The sequence below is a fragment of the Halobacillus litoralis genome (assembly GCF_009856445.1).
GTDB lineage: Bacteria > Bacillota > Bacilli > Bacillales > Halobacillaceae > Halobacillus > Halobacillus litoralis.
In genome coordinates, this window is the sequence record NZ_WMFA01000013.1 from 71,839 (window position 1) to 91,108 (window position 19,270).

Annotated in this window: 21 protein-coding genes, 1 rRNA gene and 2 riboswitches; of the genes, 9 read left to right on the plus strand and 13 right to left on the minus strand. The window is 44.1% G+C overall.

What is annotated here, in order from left to right:
- Positions 1 to 7 precede the first annotated feature (7 nt).
- Complete coding sequence (locus GLW00_RS18685) at positions 8 to 910, minus strand: DUF1002 domain-containing protein (protein WP_160916653.1); 903 nt, start codon at positions 908 to 910, stop codon at positions 8 to 10.
- Between the two features lie 228 nt (positions 911 to 1,138).
- Between GLW00_RS18685 and GLW00_RS18690 the strand changes: the two genes are divergently transcribed.
- Together GLW00_RS18690 and GLW00_RS18695 are read left to right on the plus strand one after the other, a co-directional pair.
- Positions 1,139 to 1,525: a DoxX family protein gene (locus tag GLW00_RS18690; protein ID WP_160916655.1), complete on the plus strand. Its 387-nt coding sequence runs from the start codon at positions 1,139 to 1,141 to the stop codon at positions 1,523 to 1,525.
- Positions 1,526 to 1,569: 44 nt separating this feature from the next.
- The gene (locus GLW00_RS18695) at positions 1,570 to 2,091 is read left to right on the plus strand and encodes a type 1 glutamine amidotransferase domain-containing protein (RefSeq protein ID WP_160916657.1); all 522 of its coding nucleotides are present in this window, start codon (positions 1,570 to 1,572) and stop codon (positions 2,089 to 2,091) included.
- 39 nt (positions 2,092 to 2,130) lie between these two features.
- Here GLW00_RS18695 and GLW00_RS18700 read toward each other — a convergent pair whose 3' ends face one another.
- From GLW00_RS18700 to GLW00_RS18710, 3 genes are all read right to left on the minus strand, one after another.
- Positions 2,131 to 3,297 (minus strand): acyl-CoA dehydrogenase family protein, encoded by a 1,167-nt coding sequence (locus tag GLW00_RS18700; protein ID WP_160916659.1) that lies wholly within the window; start codon positions 3,295 to 3,297, stop codon positions 2,131 to 2,133.
- Between the two features lie 398 nt (positions 3,298 to 3,695).
- A complete protein-coding gene (locus tag GLW00_RS18705; protein WP_160916660.1) occupies positions 3,696 to 4,070 on the minus strand; it encodes a permease in 375 nt (124 codons plus the stop codon).
- Between the two features lie 2 nt (positions 4,071 to 4,072).
- Positions 4,073 to 4,279 (minus strand): helix-turn-helix transcriptional regulator, encoded by a 207-nt coding sequence (locus GLW00_RS18710; protein ID WP_160916662.1) that lies wholly within the window; start codon positions 4,277 to 4,279, stop codon positions 4,073 to 4,075.
- 133 nt (positions 4,280 to 4,412) lie between these two features.
- On the opposite strand from GLW00_RS18710, the gene GLW00_RS18715 reads away from it, so the two are divergent.
- Positions 4,413 to 5,264 (plus strand): dimethylarginine dimethylaminohydrolase family protein, encoded by an 852-nt coding sequence (locus GLW00_RS18715; RefSeq protein WP_160916664.1) that lies wholly within the window; start codon positions 4,413 to 4,415, stop codon positions 5,262 to 5,264.
- Between the two features lie 401 nt (positions 5,265 to 5,665).
- Here GLW00_RS18715 and GLW00_RS18720 read toward each other — a convergent pair whose 3' ends face one another.
- A complete protein-coding gene (locus tag GLW00_RS18720; RefSeq protein WP_160916666.1) occupies positions 5,666 to 6,136 on the minus strand; it encodes an acyl-CoA thioesterase in 471 nt (156 codons plus the stop codon).
- Between the two features lie 137 nt (positions 6,137 to 6,273).
- A riboswitch (cobalamin riboswitch) is annotated at positions 6,274 to 6,454 on the minus strand.
- Positions 6,455 to 6,591: 137 nt separating this feature from the next.
- Positions 6,592 to 6,694: riboswitch (purine riboswitch) on the plus strand.
- A 132-nt stretch (positions 6,695 to 6,826) separates the two neighbouring features.
- Between GLW00_RS18720 and GLW00_RS18725 the strand changes: the two genes are divergently transcribed.
- Together GLW00_RS18725 and GLW00_RS18730 are read left to right on the plus strand one after the other, a co-directional pair.
- Positions 6,827 to 7,414, plus strand: a complete 588-nt coding sequence (locus GLW00_RS18725) for a xanthine phosphoribosyltransferase (protein ID WP_160916668.1) — start codon at positions 6,827 to 6,829, stop codon at positions 7,412 to 7,414.
- A complete protein-coding gene (locus GLW00_RS18730; RefSeq protein WP_160916670.1) occupies positions 7,411 to 8,703 on the plus strand; it encodes a nucleobase:cation symporter-2 family protein in 1,293 nt (430 codons plus the stop codon). Before GLW00_RS18725 ends, GLW00_RS18730 begins: the two co-directional genes overlap by 4 nt.
- Positions 8,704 to 8,792: 89 nt before the next feature.
- Here GLW00_RS18730 and ytvA read toward each other — a convergent pair whose 3' ends face one another.
- The 3 genes from ytvA to GLW00_RS18745 form a co-directional block, all read right to left on the minus strand.
- The gene (ytvA, locus tag GLW00_RS18735) at positions 8,793 to 9,584 is read right to left on the minus strand and encodes a YtvA family blue-light photoreceptor (RefSeq protein ID WP_160916699.1); all 792 of its coding nucleotides are present in this window, start codon (positions 9,582 to 9,584) and stop codon (positions 8,793 to 8,795) included.
- 95 nt (positions 9,585 to 9,679) lie between these two features.
- A complete protein-coding gene (locus GLW00_RS18740) occupies positions 9,680 to 10,249 on the minus strand; it encodes a nucleotidyltransferase family protein (RefSeq protein WP_160916672.1) in 570 nt (189 codons plus the stop codon).
- Entirely contained in the window at positions 10,246 to 11,094 is an 849-nt protein-coding gene (locus tag GLW00_RS18745) for a LysR family transcriptional regulator (protein WP_160916674.1), read from the minus strand. Before GLW00_RS18745 ends, GLW00_RS18740 begins: the two co-directional genes overlap by 4 nt.
- Before the next feature lie 104 nt (positions 11,095 to 11,198).
- Between GLW00_RS18745 and GLW00_RS18750 the strand changes: the two genes are divergently transcribed.
- Positions 11,199 to 12,404: an MFS transporter gene (locus GLW00_RS18750; RefSeq protein WP_160916676.1), complete on the plus strand. Its 1,206-nt coding sequence runs from the start codon at positions 11,199 to 11,201 to the stop codon at positions 12,402 to 12,404.
- A gap of 277 nt (positions 12,405 to 12,681) precedes the next feature.
- On the opposite strand, the gene GLW00_RS18755 is transcribed toward GLW00_RS18750, so the two are convergent.
- Both GLW00_RS18755 and GLW00_RS18760 read right to left on the minus strand, forming a co-directional pair.
- Positions 12,682 to 13,155, minus strand: coding sequence for a GNAT family N-acetyltransferase (locus GLW00_RS18755; RefSeq protein WP_160916678.1), 474 nt, complete (start codon positions 13,153 to 13,155; stop codon positions 12,682 to 12,684).
- A gap of 54 nt (positions 13,156 to 13,209) precedes the next feature.
- Complete coding sequence (locus GLW00_RS18760; protein ID WP_160916680.1) at positions 13,210 to 14,100, minus strand: LysR substrate-binding domain-containing protein; 891 nt, start codon at positions 14,098 to 14,100, stop codon at positions 13,210 to 13,212.
- 110 nt (positions 14,101 to 14,210) lie between these two features.
- On the opposite strand from GLW00_RS18760, the gene GLW00_RS18765 reads away from it, so the two are divergent.
- The 3 genes from GLW00_RS18765 to GLW00_RS18775 all read left to right on the plus strand — a co-directional run bounded on the left by GLW00_RS18765 (position 14,211) and on the right by GLW00_RS18775 (position 16,871).
- Positions 14,211 to 15,203 carry a YeiH family protein gene (locus tag GLW00_RS18765; protein WP_160916681.1) on the plus strand — a complete coding sequence of 331 codons (993 nt, stop codon included), beginning with the start codon at positions 14,211 to 14,213 and terminating at the stop codon, positions 15,201 to 15,203.
- A gap of 191 nt (positions 15,204 to 15,394) precedes the next feature.
- A complete protein-coding gene (locus GLW00_RS18770) occupies positions 15,395 to 16,297 on the plus strand; it encodes a DMT family transporter (protein WP_160916683.1) in 903 nt (300 codons plus the stop codon).
- A gap of 19 nt (positions 16,298 to 16,316) precedes the next feature.
- Positions 16,317 to 16,871 carry a cysteine dioxygenase gene (locus tag GLW00_RS18775; RefSeq protein ID WP_160916685.1) on the plus strand — a complete coding sequence of 185 codons (555 nt, stop codon included), beginning with the start codon at positions 16,317 to 16,319 and terminating at the stop codon, positions 16,869 to 16,871.
- 30 nt (positions 16,872 to 16,901) lie between these two features.
- Here the strand turns inward: GLW00_RS18775 and GLW00_RS18780 are convergent, their stop codons facing one another.
- The 3 genes from GLW00_RS18780 to rrf form a co-directional block, all read right to left on the minus strand.
- Positions 16,902 to 18,053 carry an AI-2E family transporter gene (locus tag GLW00_RS18780; RefSeq protein ID WP_160916687.1) on the minus strand — a complete coding sequence of 384 codons (1,152 nt, stop codon included), beginning with the start codon at positions 18,051 to 18,053 and terminating at the stop codon, positions 16,902 to 16,904.
- A 61-nt stretch (positions 18,054 to 18,114) separates the two neighbouring features.
- Positions 18,115 to 19,029 carry a DMT family transporter gene (locus GLW00_RS18785; RefSeq protein WP_160916689.1) on the minus strand — a complete coding sequence of 305 codons (915 nt, stop codon included), beginning with the start codon at positions 19,027 to 19,029 and terminating at the stop codon, positions 18,115 to 18,117.
- Positions 19,030 to 19,140: 111 nt separating this feature from the next.
- Positions 19,141 to 19,254 (minus strand): 5S ribosomal RNA (gene rrf / locus GLW00_RS18790).
- Positions 19,255 to 19,270: the final 16 nt, after the last annotated feature.

Below are 19,270 nucleotides of genomic sequence, written 5' to 3' on the forward strand. Positions count from 1 at the left end.
AGTATCACTAATTGAAAAGGGAATTGATAAAGCTACTTAAGGATTTAAAGAAGTTCTGTACAGCATTCCTCAGGCTGTTCCAAAACCCATCATCGTTAATAAGATCCTGGATGCTTCCCGTCAGATCTTCCAACTGGTTTTGAACTTGATCGAAGTTGATATTCAAATTGCGCATCTGCTCAAATAAATCGATCAAACGTTGACGATCTTCTTCACTCAGTTCAATGTTCAGAGACTGCAGCTGATCCTGGACGATCTGCTCCACTTCTTCCCTTGTCGCGGGGTCCTGCTCTGCAATCTGTTTTTTTATTTCGGTCAGAAGTTTACTGATCTCATCCCGGTCGACGCCTTCCTCTTCTGCGATATCTGTTGCAATATCAAGCTCATCACTCGCGACTTTCATCCGGTCTTCATCAAGCTTCACACCTTTAGCATCGTAAGCTTTATAGATGCCTGTAAGTGCAGAGTGCCCACTGACTTTGACAGAGGAAGCCACCAGCACATCCGCATTCTCCACCCCCGCAGTCAGCAATGCGTTTGTGTACATTTCTTTCGTTACCTGTGTTATGTTATCTGGTGTTACAATTTCAATATTCAAACCTTCAGCATTGTCCTGGTGAATGATTTTGACAGATGAGTACATATTCGAATTGGGATTGCCCCCGATATAATTAGCAAGATCCTGACCGTTGACCGTAAACTCATCGACCTGGTCATGCTTGTTGACTTCAAGCAGCTCAGACACCTCGGTTTTCTGGGCGTCAGATAAGGCCTCTCCATAAACGACAATCGGCAGACCTAACTTTTCATTGATGCCCTGGTCGCCTGTCGAAGCGGAAACGCTTGAAGGCAAAACTAACGATGTAAACAAAACGACGATCAACATCCATAAACTGATACGTGTTTTCATGTTCTCGACCCCTTGTAAAAATGGTAGATTCCCCCTTACGTTATGCGGAACCTCCCATCTATTATACCCGAACATAGATGCACGGGTTGTCATAATAGACGTACGAGGGAGAGGAAAAGTTTCAAACTTCCCCACATTTTCTATATTATAAGCTCTAAGTAAAAAAAGATTTATTCCCAAAGCGATGTAAAAAAAGATAGATCATTGAAAGAAAGGATGGACGTTGTTATGAAAATTGCACGCCAAATTGGACTTTATGTATTCGCTATCGCTCTGTTTTACGCAGGAATCACCCACTTCATGTATGACCACGGCTTTGCCAGCATGCTTCCTTCCTGGGTGCCGCTTAAATTAATCATTGTATATGTAACAGGGATTACAGAGTGGCTCCTTGCTCTTCTGCTTATCTTCCCTCAAACACGGAGAGCGGCAGGGTTTGCAACGGCTGCTTTTTTATTCATCGTCTGGCCGGCTAACTTCTATGCTGCCATTTACGGCATTCCTGCTCCATGGAGCGAAGAAACAAATCAAACGGCTTTATGGATCCGTCTTCTCTTCCAACCTTTGCTTATTTGGTGGGTGCTCGCCGTTTCCAAAGATTCGAAAGAAGTGTAACCATCTGATAAAATGGGGAAAGTGAAAGGACAAGGAGGTTGTATATGCGATTAGAAGGAAAGAAAATCATCCAACTGGTCAGTAAAGATTTCGAAGATCTTGAACTATGGTATCCGGTGCTTCGCCTCCAAGAGGAAGGAGCAACCGTCCACCTCGTCGGTGAAAAAGCAGGTGAAGAACACCCGGGTAAATACGGGGTTCCGGCAACAGCGGATTATGCATTCGAGGACATCAATCCGGCCGACTATGACGGCATTCTCGTTCCAGGGGGATGGTCTCCAGATAAACTCCGCCGTTATGATAAAGTCATTGAAATGGTTCAACACATGGACAATGAACGCAAACCAATCGGTCAAATCTGTCATGCAGGCTGGGTGCTTATATCTGCCAATATCCTAAATGGCAGAAAAGTGACAAGCACACCGGGAATTAAGGATGACATGATGAATGCCGGTGCAGAGTGGTTCGACGAAGCGGTCGTCCAGGACGAACATATTGTGTCTGCCCGTCGTCCGCCTGACCTGGCTCCATACGCCAAAGCGTTTGCAGACTTACTTGCTGATTAATCATAGACAAAAACCAGAGCTTTTGCAGCTCTGGTTTTTTTAGTCATCTCCCTTGATGGCTTGCTTAGCGAGCATCGATACAACCGCATCATCCATCGGTGGGTTATGCAATCCCGCACGTACATCACGGTAATATTTTTCAAAAGCATAGGTTTTGGATAACCCCCGCCCGCCGGCAATTCTCATAGCCAGGTCTACGACTTCATTAGCCGTGTTTGTCACCGCCAGCTTTACAGCAGCGAGTTCTGCTCCCATCTGATCACGTTGTTCTGGCTCTTCATCCCATTTTCTAGCAGCTGAATATAAGAAAGAATGGGCCTGCAGCAACTTCCACTCGATTTCCCCTATTTTATCCTGTATGTGATCCACTTCAGAAATCGGCGTATCGAGACTATTCGGCTGAAATTCTTTGGCAAACGCAATCGCATCGTTTCGAGCAGCTACGGCAATCCCCAGGTAACATGCAGGAATATGCAGCAACCATCCTTTCGCCGATGGTTTGCCCCCGCTTTTCATTTCAACAAGATCGGCTTCTTGAAGCTCGACATCCTCCATGACAAGATCATCACTCGCCGTGCCTCTCATTCCGAGGGTATCCCAGGTTTTATCAACAGACAACCCTGGCTGATGACGGTCAATTAAAAACCAACCAACGGCATCCTTATCTTCTACATAGGCAGATACAATGTAATAATCCAAATGCTCAGCCATGGAGGTAAACGATTTTCTTCCATTCAAAATGTACTGGTTTTCACGACGAACCGCTTTGGTTTCCGGGATGCCTCCCCGCGTCGGACTTCCGGTTGCGGGTTCTGTTGCGGCTCTGTTCACCACTTTTTGCTCTGAAACAACTTCTCTCACAAGACGATCGTACGACTTTTCGTCCCACAATTGCTCTTGGGAAAGTTCCATCATAATTCCCATATGCCAACCTATCGATAAGGCGACAGCTCCATCACCTTCTGCAATTTTTTCCTGCATCAGAAGGAATTCATACAAAGATAATCCTTCTCCACCTTCAGACTTTGGTAATGACATCGCTGGGTATTTCTCATCTTTGATGACTTTCAGCGTCTCATAGGAAAAAGACGCTTCTCGATCCGTATATGAAATATGTTTGCGCGCTTCTGCTGCGATCCGCTCCGCTATATCAAACAATTCCTGCTGTCGATCGTTTCTTATCCAACGTTTCCATACACCTGCCAAACCTACCACTCCCGATTCTATATTATAACTAAATCATACCTGACAACTCGGGATAAAGCCAATGCCACGCTTGTCTGATTCGCTCCCTTACAACATACCCTATGTACAAAAAATCATTCTGTATCATCAGATGGCTCTTCTTATGTAAATGTTGCCCACTATCAACGATGTATTAAAATTCCCACGACATTTCCCGGGAAATGTCGAAACAGGATTGTTTGTGATAGACAGGTACATGGAAACTAGAAAATAACCATTAGTAAAACAATCTGTTCATCATTTCTTTCTTTTGTTGAAGGAGTCACTTTTACGATCTTTTTTAATCGATAAGTAAACGAATGCAAAACTAATAAGAAAAATAACCGAAAAAAACCATTCCATTGGAGTCCCTCCTTTTTTCAATATCGTCTTGATAACGTGACCATTGTTAGAAATACAATTACAATGTTTAACGCTAATAGGACGCTAAGTAAATCAAGTGCGCTTAACGTGATCACTTGCAGGGCAAACAGAAAGTGGAAGACAGCCATAATACCCATCATAACGAAGAAAGAATAGAATACAGCCTTATGCCTGATCCATTTCATGCGTTCATCCTTCTGTTTGAACTGAGGGTATAAGTAGCTCATACTGAAAGATAAAACCCCTAAAGAAACCATCGTCCAGATCATAGACGGCCATTCGCCACCTATCGTACCTACGACAATCAAAAAACCTCCCATGAGTAAAAATAAAGCACCGATCACCTTAAATGCGCCAGGAGTATAATCCATCTTCAATCCCCCTCCTCTGTTTCATAAATAAATAAATCTTCAATCCGCACACCAAATACACGTGCTAATTCAAACGCAAGCGGCAGTGAAGGAGAATACCTGTCCTTCTCAATCGATATAATCGTCTGCCGTGATACCTGTAGCTTCTCTGCCAATTTGTCCTGTGATAACCTTTGTTTTTTTCTAAACTCTGTTATTCGGTTCTTCATATCACGCCTCCAATTAATTCCAGTTTATAGTAAAGCAACCTTTACATAAAGGTTGCTTTACATTTGAATTTTTCTTGTTTTATTCTCTACCCTCCGGGGAAATAAGGGGATATGAATAAAAGGAGGATCTCACATGGTCGGAATCGCTTCGGAAAACAGTGTACAATGTGACACCGAGTATTCGACGCTGAAAAAAGTCGTAGTCGCCAAACCTTCTTATATGAAAATTACAGATATCATCAATGAGACACAAAAACATTACCAAAACCAGAACATAAACGTCACCACAGCTCTTCAGCAACATAAGCATTTTGTGCAGGTTTTAGAAAATCATCAGGTTGAAGTCATACAACTTCCAAGTCAGCCGGATCTGCATGAACAGGTGTTTACAAGAGACATCGGGTTTACCATTCATCACCGACTGTTTATCAGCTCTATGAGTGAAAAGGTCAGGAAAGAAGAAACAAATGTGCTTCGAAACTGGGCTGGAGAAAATGACATTGAGGTAGAAGAGGGACTTCCTTCTTCGATTGAAGGCGGTGATATTGTTGTAGACGGGGCCAGCGTATGGGTAGGTGAAACAAAAAGGACATCTGCTAAAGCGATTCGTGAGCTCCAATTTCGCCTCCCTGACCTGAAGGTAATCCCTGTCCCTCTTAGAGGAGACATCCTTCATCTGGATTGCGTTTTCAACATCATTGATGAATCTACGGTTATCCTGTATCCACCTGCCTTTACAAATAAAAGCTTGAAAGTCATCTCTGCAAGATACAATGTCATTGCAGTGACCGGGAGGGAACAGTTCACCATGGGTCCGAACGTTCTTTCCATTGGAGATCGGAAAGTGATCAGTCTCCCTCAAAACGAACGGCTTAATACACAATTAAAGGAAAACGGGTTTGAGGTAATCCCTGTCGATCTCTCAGAAATTATTAAATCCGGAGGTTCGTTCCGATGTTGCACCCTGCCCTTAAAGCGTATATAAAAGCAGCACGTTCCTTTTAGGACGGGCTGCTTTTTTTGTACCTTAAAGCACGAATAAAAGAATAGATCAGTAACGTCCCTCCTGTGAGACAAAGCGTTCTTACAAAGGAAGGATAAAGATCAATAAACACATAGTTGAGAGAAGATATAAAAGTAAAAGCAGTTAAAAAAACCGTAAAATCCCACCTTTGATCAAATACCGGGCGACGAGTGAACCATACAGCTACCCCAATGGAAAGTGCAAAAATTGTATAAAACAAAAGTAATCGTCCAAGAATTTCTATGACTCTTAACGCCCCATTCCCATTCTCTCAACTTTAAAAGTACATAAGTGATAAATAAGTCACCCTCTAAAGAAGGAGGATCTACGAGCTTCATTCGTCCATCTTTTAACCTTACCTGTCATCTAAGGACAGGTCTGTTTTTCCGGTGTTTCCTTCTGGATGGAGCGGTTTCATACAACCGTTTGTCTTCTTCGGTCTCAGGTATAATCGGTGGAACAGGTGTCGGTTTCCCTGCGGCATCCACAGCAACCATCGTTAAAAATGATTCTGTGGTCATCACTTTCTGGCCTTGCAGTAAATCATCAGCAAAGACTTTCACATACACTTCCATTGATGTACGGCCCGTGCTCGTCACACAAGCTTCCAACGTCAATGCATCCCCTACTTTAGCAGAAGATAAGAAATCCACAGAGTCGATAGAAGCGGTGACCACTACACAGTTTGAATGCTTCATAGCGGTTAGAGCCGCAATTTCATCAATGTATGAAAGGACTTTCCCTCCGAAAATGGTGTCCAGATGATTTGTATCTGGTGGCAGCACTAGTCTTGTTTGAGTCATTTTAGAATAATGAGCGGGTATAGGTTCCATGAATAGGTTCCTCCTTTTTTAAGGTCGATCTCCCGCTTAGGGAGAGAATACAAAGGCATACTTCCTTTTATTCATGGAACGGTAAAAAGCTCTTGTTTCATCCAATACACGTAACATCCTCCTATCTCCCGTAGGAACTCATGTCCTTCCTCATGGCAGGTCTCCTGGCTCAGGTTCATCAGCACATAGCCCTTCCCATTTATAAAATAGTGGGTCATCTATGCACCTCCCCATTACAGTGGCGGGACCGCGCTGGCTTTTCACCAAACTTCCCTTTTCAGCTTCTATGACGAAGCCACCATAAGGCGATCAACTTTTCAAGAAAAGAGAGACTCTCTTCCCATCCACTATCTCCTAAAACAACCACTCATGTCAACACGAACAAAACCATGATTTTCGAGAATGTTTTTCCATAATAGGGGTTGATTACGAACAATAAACTGATATACTATCCATATCATTCGAATATTAGATTTCATATAATCGCGGGGATATGGCCTGCAAGTTTCTACCGGTTTACCGTAAAATGAACCGACTATGAAAAGCATCACATGACACCGGGACTTTCCTGTCCACGGTTTCATTGTCTTTGTCTACGTCCAGCACGAAAAGACTTGCTTTCCATAGAGGAAACAAGCTTTTCGTGCTTTTTTGTTACATAAATACCTACTCAAGAAAGGTGTGTTGGATATGGATCAGTTGAAAAAGAAAATTTTAGAAGAGGGTAAAGTTCTATCTTCTTCGGTCATTAAAGTTGATGCTTTTTTGAATCATCAAATAGACCCTGTACTCATGAAGGAAATTGGAGAAGAGTTTGCGAGACGTTTCATAGATTTGGGGATTACCAAGGTGCTGACATTAGAATCCTCAGGTATCGCTCCCGCTCAAATGACAGCATTAAGCCTGGGTGTTCCCGCAATTTTTGCGAGGAAGAGAAAATCATTGACCATGAAAGATCATCTTTTCACATCAAAGGTCCATTCATTTACGAAACAGGAAACGAATGAAATTTCCATATCGAAAGATTTTATGTCGAAGACCGATCGCGTCCTGATCCTCGATGATTTTCTCGCCAATGGGCAGGCTGCGAAAGGGCTGATAGACCTTGTAGAACAATCCGGAGCATCCATTGCCGGTATAGCGATTGTGATAGAGAAAGGATTTCAAGATGGGGGACGCCTCTTACGCCGCCAAGGAATACAAGTAGAATCCCTGGCCACCCTTTCATCACTTGAAGACAATACGATCACGTTTGAATCAAAGGAGGTATCCTCATGAAAACAACGACTTTAGCCATTCAGCATTTACTGGCGATGTACGCCGGAGCAATCCTCGTTCCATTGATTGTCGGTGGAGCTCTTGGACTGAATTCTGAACAACTTACATACCTTGTCGCCATTGATATTTTAATGTGCGGAGTGGCGACCATTTTGCAAGTCGTCCATAACCGTTTTTTCGGAATCGGTCTTCCTGTCGTCCTTGGTTGTACGTTTACAGCCGTAGGTCCGATGATCGCCATCGGAGGCCAGTATGGGGTTTCGGCGATATACGGATCTATTCTCGTTTCAGGATTATTTGTCATCCTGATCAGCCGCTTCTTCGGGAAACTTGTTCGATTCTTTCCACCTGTCGTTACAGGGACCGTTGTAACGATTATCGGAATTACATTAATTCCAGTTGCCATCAACAACATGGGCGGTGGCCAGGGCGCTGAAGATTTTGGGTCTCCTGCCAACCTTGCTCTTTCCTTTGGAACGCTTTTATTCATTATCCTTCTTTATCGTTTCACAAAAGGATTCATGCGCTCAATAGCCATACTATCCGGTATTACAGGGGGCACTCTGGTCGCTGCTCTCTTTGGAAGGGTCGATTTCTCGGCCGTCCGTGAATCTGGTTTTTTCCATATGGTCGAGCCATTCTACTTTGGAACACCGACTTTTCATTGGTCTGCCATCTTAACCATGATTTTAGTGGCTATGGTATCTCTCGTTGAATCTACGGGTGTTTACTTTGCACTAAGTGAAATGACAGAGAAGAAATTAAATGAACAAGATTTAGCCAGTGGTTATCGCGCCGAAGGAATAGCGATTTTATTTGGTGGCGTGTTCAACGCCTTTCCTTACACTGCTTTCTCTCAAAATGTCGGTCTCATGCATATGACTGGCGTGAAATCCCGACGCGTTATTTTCATTATGGGTGGTATGTTAATTGTCCTTGGATTCATTCCGAAAATTGCTGCCTTTACGACCATTATCCCTACTGCTGTGTTAGGCGGTGCGATGATTACGATGTTCGGAATGGTCATCTCACAAGGCATTAAAATGCTCAGCCGTGTCATCTCCGAATCTCATGATAACTCCATGATTGTCGCGTGTTCAGTAGGCATGGGGTTAGGGGTCACTGTCGTTCCTGAATTGTTTGCTAAACTACCGGAAAGTATACAAATCCTTACGAGTAACGGAATCGTTGCAGGCAGCGTGACGGCCATCGTGCTTAACATCGTCTTCCATATGCTCCCTAAACGCAAGACCAAAGAAGTTCACCTATTACACGAAAAGAGTGCTTAGTCCCTGACCAGGTCATACAGATATTGGAAGTTCACTCCATTCTTCAATCAAAAAAGCGCTGACCATATATTTTTGGCCAGCGCTTTTTTCTACATTTGTTCTCTTAATACATTCAAAGCTTGTTTTACTGTGGCGTATGTCTGAAGCGATAATTCACTAAAATCTGCGTAGGGGGCACTTTGAATGGCAAAGGATGGTTTAATACCTGTGATGACAAGTTTTGTTCCCATTAGATCAAGAAGCTGATTCATCTGATAGATGCCCATATGAACCCCTTCGTTATAAGAGTGAACAGCAGACATGTCCAGAATCAAGTAATCCTCTTTCGTTTCTTTCACATGGTGACTCACCGCTTCCAGCATCTGCTGAAGCCTGTCATCATCAATCGTACCAACAAGCGGGAGCACAGAGATGTTGTCCTCTACGGGCACAATCGGCGTCGATAATCTTTTCACCTCTGACAAGTAATGCGCAATCAATTCTTCCTGATCCCGACGCTTTGTCACATCTTTTTGAACGCCAACGAAATACACCTGATCCATCTGCTCGATGTATACCGGAAAAATATGTAATTCATTCCAGAACATCGTACCGTCCTTGCGATAGTTTCTTATTTCTACTTGCACCGGCGTTTGGTTAGAAAGTCCTTCACGAAGTCGCTCGACATGCTTCGGATTTGTTTCACCCCCCTGCAGGAAACGACAATTTCGTCCTAAAATCTCCTCCCGATCATAACCAGTAAGCTCCAGGAATCCTTGATTGCAGTAAATCATCGGGTTATCCTCCTGCTCTGGATCTGTTATAACGACTCCAGCACCAACATGATCGATCGCCGCTTTTATAAATTCATTTTGTTGAATCTCTTCTAATCTGGCAAACATAAGCTCTTCCGACACGGTAGAACATCCCCTTCAAGATTGGAATGAATTACTTTAATAATAAAATGAATTCGACCAATCGTGCAAGTGGCATTTTCTTACCAAGATAGAACTGTCAGCTCAGGCCAGCGCTTTTTCCACTTCTCCGCCTTATTCCAATAAACTTCTTCTGGTATCAAACGTTTATTCGGACGAATGATCCCCTGGAACAAATCCTCTAAACCGAAAGGGGCATAAATTTCATATGCACCACTCCGCCTTCGCATAACCCCGACAGAGGAAGCGGTCGTAGGCCATGTATGTATGGCATCCCGGACGGATGTGTATGGGGGGATCGGCTGATTAAACTTTTCCTCATACCATAGGTGAACAAGGGCTTCGTTCGTTACATCAATAGAAAAAGGCAGGCCCTTACAATCAACATTCCATTGATTTTCGAGATTCTTTTCTTCTTCAAGCGTGCCGGCAGCGTCAAAATAAATCAAATCTGCATCCCCTATACCATAGTCAGCGCGATAACCAAATTGGTAGTTCCACACGCTTTGAGTGATTACACCAGCACCGACCCAGCACTCGTGGGCAGACGACTGTGCAACATCAAGGACTGGACGGACGTAAGGAGTCCACTCTTCAATCACCGCGAGCAACTGTTTTTCTCTGTGATTCATTCACTCACCTCGTTTTGAATGTGCTCTACAAATGCTTCCACCTGTGGCAAAGATCTGCCACCCGGCTTCACACATGCCCAGGTTTCACGGACGATCGCCCGGCCTTCCTTAACAAGAGGCAGACAACTGTATGCCTCCTTTTCTTCTTTAATAATGCTTTCAGGAAGGACCGTCATTCCCAATCCCCGCTTCATCATTTGTTTGGCAGTTTCAAAATGGTCGACCTTGATTGAACGTTTGACCAAGATGCCGGGCCCCGTCACCATCCAAGCTTCCATAAGCTTTTGAAAACCCGGATCACTCTTGAACTCAATCAGGGGACGCTCTTCTTTTCCTATATCTGCCGTATCTAATAGAAAAAGAGGATCACTCAATAGGTGGATGGATTCATAGTCTTCGATTGGATCCCCTCTTACAATGGCAATATGAAAAGAGGAGGAGGCCTGTCGTATTTCCTCACTTACACCTGTGACAAGGTCAATGGTTACATCCGGAAATGCTGTGGTGAACGATTGCAGAACATTGGGTAGAAAATGCTGGCTGTATAAGGAAGAAGCACCGATCGAAAGCGTTCCCCCTACTTTCCCTTCCACTTGTGCCAATTTCTCTTTCAATACAGCTTCCTGCTCCAGCATATGCTCTGCATGAGTCAGGACAACTTCTCCAAAAGGCGTTGGAAGCAAGCCTTTCGATGTACGGAGAAAAATCTGGCCGCCCAGGTGTTCTTCTATGTATTTTAAACGCTGTGTGATTGCTGGTTGGGAGATTAAAATAGATTTGGCCGTCTTTCGAATCGTTCTATTTTGATTCAAATCAATCAGAAGCTGGTAATCATCGATTTTCACTGACATCCCCCCATAAAGAATCCTTATCACTTTTTATTATAATGTAATATTATCCAAATCACTAAAAAAAGAGTACGATTAAGTTGAATGGAGGGTGGATGAACATGGACAAAGCGAATACAAGTAGACTGATGAGTGGATATTTCTTATACGAGAGTGGTCGTGCGATGTACTTCGTCCTTATGACATGGTTTTTATATCAATGGACGGGAGATGCTTTATATACAGGATTGTTCGTAAGCTTCGGATTCCTTCCAGGGCTGTTTTCAAACATCATTTTCGGGGTTCTGGTCGACCGCAGCAACCGAAAAAAACTTGCGGTTCTGGCGGGGATCATCAGCATCATCTGTTTGGTTTTATTAACGGGTGCATTTTGGGGAGGGATTGAACATCCATGGCTGATGATTTCCGCCCATATGATTATGCAGACGGCTGGATCATTGTTCCGCCCGTCCTTACAAGCTCTTGTGGCTGAAGTATTTGCGAGAGACGCCCTCCCTAAGATCTTCTCCTGGTCCGGGTCAGCTACGATTTCTGGAAGTTTAGCGGGGGCGGCGGCTGGCGGGTTATTAGCAGGCATTGTCTCTGTTGAAATGGGTTTGTTTTTCGTCGTTCTCTTATATATAGGAGCTACAGCCACTATACAAATGATTCGTTACGAACCAATCGAAGAAAGAAGTCACCATAACTCTTCTTCCTTTTGGATGGAGATAAAAGAAGGATTCATTTATGTACATCAAAACCGGATGCTTTATGGTTTGTTCGTCATGCTTATGCTCGGACAGCTCACCTTCCATACGACTCTTGGATTTTTGAGCGTCTATACGAGTGCACACTTAAATCAGCCGGCGCTCGTTTATGGAATGCTCGACAGCACGTTCTCCATCGGAGGTATTTTTGCTGGACTTATCGGAACATGGTGGTGGGCAAAATGTCAGAACCGCATCGGCGTCTGGTCACTCCTGCTGACCGCTTCAGGTCTTGCAATCGTCAGTTTTACTACCCTCACTCCCGTGGCTTTTCTTGGCTTCCTATTCATTGGGATGGGCACATCGTTTGTGCGTGCTCTTTTGCAGTCTGTGCAGCAAATGGCCACAGATTCCCGTTTCCATGGCCGCATGTCCAGCCTGCGAATGCTCTGCAATCAAACATCAGTCGTCGTGACCGGGCCTGTCTTCGGTGTCCTTGCCTCTTCTCATGGAGCATCTGCCGTTTTTCTTTGCCTGCTCATTCCAGTAACAGGCGGGGTCATCTGGGCCCATTTCCAATCCCAACAACCGGGATTCAAACAGATCACAAAGTCGGCTTAAAAACGCCCAGCAAAAAGGTATGCTTCACTATGTAGGAGCATACCTCGAGTGGTGTTATTCAGCTCTGCTTATCTCGTCTCTTCCTTCGGTGCGCGGTATACCTTCTCGACCTCTACTCCCAGCGTCTTCAAATAGTCGACAATCTGGTCTAGTCTCTTCATTTTTTCACCTCAGTATTTGAAATAAGATTTGGCACAGAATCACATCCATCTTCCTTACGAACGGGACTGTACAAACGTTTCAATTTTTCTATAAAAGACGATACCCGTAGTTCCTACTACTTATGCATCTTTTTAAACATTTGCACATTTTTTATCGATATTCCCCGAATCCATTTCACCTGTTCCTTCTTGATCACATATCCCTGCTTCTGAAAGAAAGGTCTCGCAACGGCACTCGCTTCGGTCGTGAGCACCTCCACACCTTCTCGCGCCGCCTGCACCTCTAAAAGGGAGAGCATTTGAGCAGCCAACCCCTCCCCCTGCCACTCAGAGGATACGTATAAAAAATCAATGTGAGACCCTACAAGGCTTCCGAAACCTATGACGTTCCCATAATCGTCCTTTGCAGCGAGTGAGTACGCATCAAGAAAGCGTTGATGAAGACGAGGGTGATCCTTCATCCCTTCCGCCCAGGCTGTTAATTGCGCATGGCTGTAATACCTGGGAGGTATGTTCAAGATTGATGTTCTGATCATCCTAACCACATGGCAAAGATCTTCCTTCTGCAGTCGTTCGATGAACCAAACCAAACTTCCCTCTCCCTTCCATCATAACAAAGTCTTCTCCTCATGGATGTAATGGTTTTATGACAATTCATACAATTTCATGACGTGCTGAATGAAGACTTGGGCATCTTCCGTAATTTCCTCCTCATTAGAGGGGGTGACAATGGAAAAGGACCGGGTGGTCGAATGGATATAAGGAAGGTCTATGATCAATTCCGCCGCATCCGTATGTTCCACCACCGTTTTTGAAATAAAAGAAAGCCCCAGACCTTCCTTCACTCCTTGGACGACTCCATGATTGCTTCCGATTGTAATCGTCTTTTTCGGACGGATGTTTGATGATTCCAACATATAATCAAGCATAGCCCTTGTTCCCGAGCCTCCTTCACGGGTAATCCACGTATGATCCTGTAAGTCTTGAAAAGAAACCTCTTTACACTTTCTCAAAGGATGGGTTTTAGGAACAATCACGACCATTTCATCTTCCATGAATGGAATGGAACTTAACCCCTGCTCAGTCACTTTTCCTTCCACAAGGCCTAAATCAAGTTCATGCTGCTGAACTTCGCGGTTGATTTGTTTAGAGTTAGCAATTCGCACCTGTAGTTCGACTGCTGGATACCTGTCATCAAAAGTTTTTATTATCGAAGGAATAATATATTCCCCCACCGTGTAACTGGCACCAATATGGATATGCCCGCCTACCTGCTCATGGAATTGTTGGACTTCATTCTTGGCTTTTTCCAACAACCCCAGCACCTGCCTCGCCCTTCGGTAAACCATCTCCCCTGTAGCCGTCACTTCAAAATGTTTCGGTGAACGATCGATCAGAGAGGTTTGAAAGAAACGTTCCAGGTTTTTAATATGTGCACTAACCGTTGGCTGTGACAAATTCAAAAGAGCAGACGCTTTCGTAAAGCTCTTTTCGTCGATGGCTGTAATGTATGTCTTCAATGCTTCTATATCCAACAGAACCGCTCCAATCATCAGTTTTTTCTATAATTAACATTATAAAGTTTTATTTTACTAATAACTAGTAGGAGCGTATGATAATTGAAGGAAACAAAGGAGGTCCATCGATGAACCACACTACTTACCAACCTCTTCTAAAAGGAATCGGGTTTACAGCCATCGTTGCCGCTGTAGGATTTCTACTCGCCATGCTTCCCCTGTTGAACCAGGTCGGTCCTCTTGCGACAGCCATTCTCCTTGCCGTTATGTACCGTCACTTTTTCGGGTATCCAGAAAGCATGCGAACAGGGATCCATTTTTCAGCGAAAAAATTATTGCGACTTGCGATTATTTTGTTCGGATTAAAATTAAATATCAATGTCATTCTTCAAGAGGGCTTTCCTCTTTTATTGAAAGGGACGCTTGTCATCGCTTTTGCGATCGGCCTCATGCTCTTTTTAGCCAAACTATTTGATGCAGACCGATCGATGATGGCTCTCCTCGGGATCGGTACTGGCATATGCGGGGCATCGGCTATTGCTGCCGTCACCCCTATTTTGAAAGCCAAAGAAGAAGACACGGCTATCAGTGCAGGTGTGATATCGGTAGTGGGGACGTTGTTCGCCATCGGTTACACACTCATCCGCCCGCTTCTACCGGTGGATGCAGAAGCTTACGGCATGTGGGCAGGCATCAGTCTCCACGAAGTAGCGAACGTAGCGCTTGCCGGAGAACCTGCTGGAGATGAAGGCCTCGGAATGGCGCTTGTCGCCAAGCTCAGTCGTGTCTTTCTTCTTGTCCCGTTCAGTCTGCTGTTGATCTGGTTTATGAAAAAGAAAGGAACAGAAGAAAACCGTTCATCCATTACTTTTCCATGGTTCCTTGTTGGTTTCATCCTCATGAGCCTGTTCGGAAGCTTTGTGAATGGAACGATTTTTACCATTCCGGCAGCAGCCATGAATGCCGTCTCGACCCTGACTTCTTTCATTTTAACGATGGCCATGGCTGGCCTCGGTCTCAGCGTAAGTTTACATGATGTCAGACATCGCGCATTAAAGCCGATGCTCTTATTGATTTTGACATCCATTTTGCTCTCACTTCTCACATACTGGATCGTTTAAAAAAGCCTAAGATTTCCTTAGGTTTTTTTTTATTGCTCCGACCCTCCCTCTTTGTCTAATGATTAGAATATTCGTCGAAAAAGTTCTCCTTCAGAGTCGTTCTGTTACGATAGAATAGAAGCTCGAAAGCTCATGCTTGTCCTTTTCCCGCATATAGTGAAGGGAGACTAGATGAGGAAAGGACAAGGTCTATGAGTTCTCCATCACGGTTCGGTGCTTCGCTCTATGCATTCCTCTCCATTACCTTCTGGGGTGTGTCTTTCGTTTCAACTAAAGCGGTTTTAAGTAGTTTGGATCCCTTTTCCCTGCTTGTCATCCGGTTTGGAATCGGGGCAATCTTTTTATTGTTGATGGTACTTCTATTCCAATACCCATTGAAGATACATATCAAATACCTGCCACATGTACTCATCCTCGGAGTCCTTGGAGTATTTGTTCATCAAGTGATCCAAGCCACGGCCCTGCTGACCATCCACGCATCGGATGCCGGGTGGTTGATTTCGTTTTCGCCGGTGTTTACTGTATTTCTGTCCTTTATATTCTTGCAGGAGAAGCTTACGCTTAAGAAAATTTCTGGAATTACGATTGCCGTCGCAGGTGTTCTTATCATTACAACCATCGGGAGCGGTCAGAGCTTTAGCTTCTCCCTGAGCCTTGGATATTTACTAATGATCGTGAGCACATTGAACTGGGCCGTCTATTCTGTTCTATTAAAGAAATTATCTGTCCCTGTACCTTCTCTTGTCCTGACTTTTTATATGAGCACCACAGGTTTCTTTTTGACGCTGCCCTTCTTCATCAGGAACCATGGAATGGAGCAGTTACTTTCCCTTTCACCCGAACACTGGGCGCACCTGCTTTTTCTAGGCATTTTCGTTTCAGCCATCGCTTATTGGTATTGGGCGAAAGCACTGGAGGTCATGCAAGCAACCCAGGTCTCTGTCTTTCTTTATTTCGAACCTCTGGCTACACTAATCGCTGCCATCATCCTGCTGAATGAAAATTTCATAGCCTCTTCCCTTTTTGGCGGCCTCTTGATCATTGCAGGTGTGATGCTTGTCCAAGGAAGATTTCCGTTTAGGAAACATGTTTAATAAGGAGGATTTCATTGCTATGACGTTGAGAACCCGTATCGAAGAAGCGTTCAGCAATCTTGATGAACACTCACCCGAAACACTGAAGAAAACATTGATCAAGCTTGGAGTCACTTTAGATGAGTTAGCCCCTTATTTGCAGGACCCTGATGACAAACCCTATTACCGGCAAATGGTATACGAAGACGATTGTGTAGAGATAATCGTCATGAATTGGGCGGATATCGAGTGTGCGCCTCACGATCACGGCCAGTCTACAGGTTGGATTCAAGTCATGAATGGGACGACAAAGCAAACGGTCTATCAAGCCCATGGCGAAGCATTACCTTTACCCCTCTTCACAGAATTCAAAGAGAATGGAAGCCTCTTTTTCGCTCCTGAAAAAGGAATTCACAAAATGGGCAGAGAAGGTACAGCACCACTGGTAACCCTACACGTTTATTCTCCACCCATCCGTGGCATGCGGGTCTATGATCTCGAAACCTGCGCTGCCTGTGTCGTATCCAGTGACTGCGGGGCATGGTGGCCGGAAGAACAACGGCAGCGTTTGAAAGAAATCAAATTGCAAAAATAAAGAAGGAAGTGGCGGAGGCCACTTCCTTCTTTATTGGATTTTATATTGATCTTCTTCCTCCACAAACCGGTTGTACCGCTTCTGAAACCAATAATAGAGATGTGATACGACCACCTTCAGAATCGCATAGCCAGGAATAGCTAAAATGATGCCGACGATCCCGAATAAATGACCGGCTGTCAACAATACAAAAATGATGGTGACAGGATGAATATGCAGACTTTTACCCATGATTTGCGGAGATATAAACTTCCCTTCCAGCAGCTGTACAATCGTCCAAACGACGACGAGTTTCACAACCATAAACGGAGAAGTTACAATCGATATAATCAACGCAGGTGTAATCGCTATGACAGGCCCCAAGTATGGGACCACACTTGTCACACTTGCAATCGCAGCGAGCAATAAAGCATAATCCAAGCCGATAATTAAAAAACCGATATACATCATCAGGCCGATACAAAAGCTTACGATGATCTGGCCTTGAATGTATGCCGAAAGTTGATGATCAATGCCTCTGAATACACTAGATACTTCCGGCCGGACCTTTGGCGGAAACATACGAATGATAAATGAGGGAAGACGATGACCATCTTTCAACAGATAAAAGAGAATGAACGGCAAAGTCACAAGCGCTACAACTACGTTCGTCACGGTTGAAATAATATTCGTAATCCCTTCTACGGTTTCAGAGGCATAAGAAGAAATATAATCAGGAATCTGATTCAACATTCCATCTACATCTTCAAATAGATTCGTATAGTAAGCGGAAAAAATTGAATTCCTTAACCACTCATCAATGGTATTGATTAAATCTTGTATATAACGGGGCAATTCTTCAGCCAGACTGATCAACTGCTTCTCAAGGAATGGAATGATAAGAACCACAAGCATGGTGATGATTCCAACCAGAGCGAGAAGGGTGATTAAAATCCCCCAGATCCTTTTAATTCTCCATGATTCAAGCAAGTTGATGATTGGCCGCAGTAAATAATAGACGACAATAGAAAGAATTAACGGCAAAGCTACTGTTTTTACAAAAACTAAGAAAGGATCGAAAATAAATCCTACACTCGAATATACGAGAATATTCAACCCAATCAGTAGAAGTACTCCTAAAATGAATAATAGTTTCCGACCTCCGAAAAAGCGGATGACCGGTGTGGAATCCCAGCGGTTCATAAGCATTTCCCCTCAACTGCATCGTTAGTCACATTCTATCATACTCGCAACAATACCAACCTTAACTTGCTTTCTTCCCTACAAATGAACGACTGACACGTTTTTTTCTAGTGGACAGATATACGCCTGCAAAAATCACCACAAGGCCGATTATCAGTTGACTAGTGACCGGTTCACCAAGAAGGAGATGACCCCAGAAAAGAGCGGTAACCGGGACAAGATAAGTCACCATACTTGCAAATTCGGCACTCCCTTGATCGATCATATAATAGAAAAGTAAATGAGCGATTCCGGAACCGACGCAGCCTAAACCAATCACACTGATTATAAAGGAAAGATCCATATCCGTTCCTATTGAGACAAACAGGTTAGGTTGTGTCAATAGAATCCCCGTAAGGCCGACTATTGCACCTACAAGCAGGGCCATGCTGGTCAGAAAAATCACATCAAATCCACGTAAGTACCTTCTTGTGAAATGAGAAACAAACCCATAGCATGAGGTTGCAAGGAGCATTGTCCCAATTCCGATGAAGTGATCGGATTGGAGGATATTTGCAAACTCAAAACCGGTCAATACAAGAATACCGATAAAACCGATAACTATCCCACTCCACTGCCATTTATTTAAAATAACCGAAAAAATAAGAAAACCGATCAGGCCGGTCATAATCGGAGTGGTCGCATTGAGCACAGCTGCGGTATTACTGGTCAAAACGGTCTGGCTTAAGGCAATCAGTCCCCAGGGAAGGCCCGCATTGAATACACCAACGATAATCAAGATCCCCCACGGGATCGAGCGTGGAAGCTGATGTTTTCTCCACTTATTAAAAACCAACGGAACAAGAATCACAACACCAGCCATACACCTTAAAAAGACAGTGCCCCACACCCCGGCTGTATCCATCAATGTTTCTATAAAAACAAAAGACAGCCCCCATATCAAACTTAAGGAGATCAAAGCCCCGTAAAGTTTCATCGTATTCGTCTCCTTCTACTCATGTCAATATTTCTATACTTTACCAAATCAAGAGGAAACGCACAATACAAAAATAACCCTTCAGGAATATTCCTGAAGGGTTATGAAATGACGTGGCGGCGTCCTACTCTCACGGGGGTAAACCCGACTACCATCGGCGCTGAAGAGCTTAACTGCTGTGTTCGGCATGGGAACAGGTGTGACCTCTTCGCCTTCACCACCACATCAATATAAAGTTTGA

Coding starts and splice junctions, on each gene's coding strand:
- GLW00_RS18685 (WP_160916653.1), bottom strand. CDS start 910: ATGAAAACACGTATCAGTTTATGGATGTTGATCGTCGTTTTGTTTACA.
- GLW00_RS18690 (WP_160916655.1), top strand. CDS start 1,139: ATGAAAATTGCACGCCAAATTGGACTTTATGTATTCGCTATCGCTCTG.
- GLW00_RS18695 (WP_160916657.1), top strand. CDS start 1,570: ATGCGATTAGAAGGAAAGAAAATCATCCAACTGGTCAGTAAAGATTTC.
- GLW00_RS18705 (WP_160916660.1), bottom strand. CDS start 4,070: ATGGATTATACTCCTGGCGCATTTAAGGTGATCGGTGCTTTATTTTTA.
- GLW00_RS18710 (WP_160916662.1), bottom strand. CDS start 4,279: ATGAAGAACCGAATAACAGAGTTTAGAAAAAAACAAAGGTTATCACAG.
- GLW00_RS18715 (WP_160916664.1), top strand. CDS start 4,413: ATGGTCGGAATCGCTTCGGAAAACAGTGTACAATGTGACACCGAGTAT.
- GLW00_RS18720 (WP_160916666.1), bottom strand. CDS start 6,136: ATGGAACCTATACCCGCTCATTATTCTAAAATGACTCAAACAAGACTA.
- GLW00_RS18725 (WP_160916668.1), top strand. CDS start 6,827: ATGGATCAGTTGAAAAAGAAAATTTTAGAAGAGGGTAAAGTTCTATCT.
- GLW00_RS18730 (WP_160916670.1), top strand. CDS start 7,411: ATGAAAACAACGACTTTAGCCATTCAGCATTTACTGGCGATGTACGCC.
- ytvA (WP_160916699.1), bottom strand. CDS start 9,584: ATGTTTGCCAGATTAGAAGAGATTCAACAAAATGAATTTATAAAAGCG.
- GLW00_RS18740 (WP_160916672.1), bottom strand. CDS start 10,249: ATGAATCACAGAGAAAAACAGTTGCTCGCGGTGATTGAAGAGTGGACT.
- GLW00_RS18750 (WP_160916676.1), top strand. CDS start 11,199: ATGGACAAAGCGAATACAAGTAGACTGATGAGTGGATATTTCTTATAC.
- GLW00_RS18765 (WP_160916681.1), top strand. CDS start 14,211: ATGAACCACACTACTTACCAACCTCTTCTAAAAGGAATCGGGTTTACA.
- GLW00_RS18770 (WP_160916683.1), top strand. CDS start 15,395: ATGAGTTCTCCATCACGGTTCGGTGCTTCGCTCTATGCATTCCTCTCC.
- GLW00_RS18775 (WP_160916685.1), top strand. CDS start 16,317: ATGACGTTGAGAACCCGTATCGAAGAAGCGTTCAGCAATCTTGATGAA.
- GLW00_RS18780 (WP_160916687.1), bottom strand. CDS start 18,053: ATGAACCGCTGGGATTCCACACCGGTCATCCGCTTTTTCGGAGGTCGG.
- GLW00_RS18785 (WP_160916689.1), bottom strand. CDS start 19,029: ATGAAACTTTACGGGGCTTTGATCTCCTTAAGTTTGATATGGGGGCTG.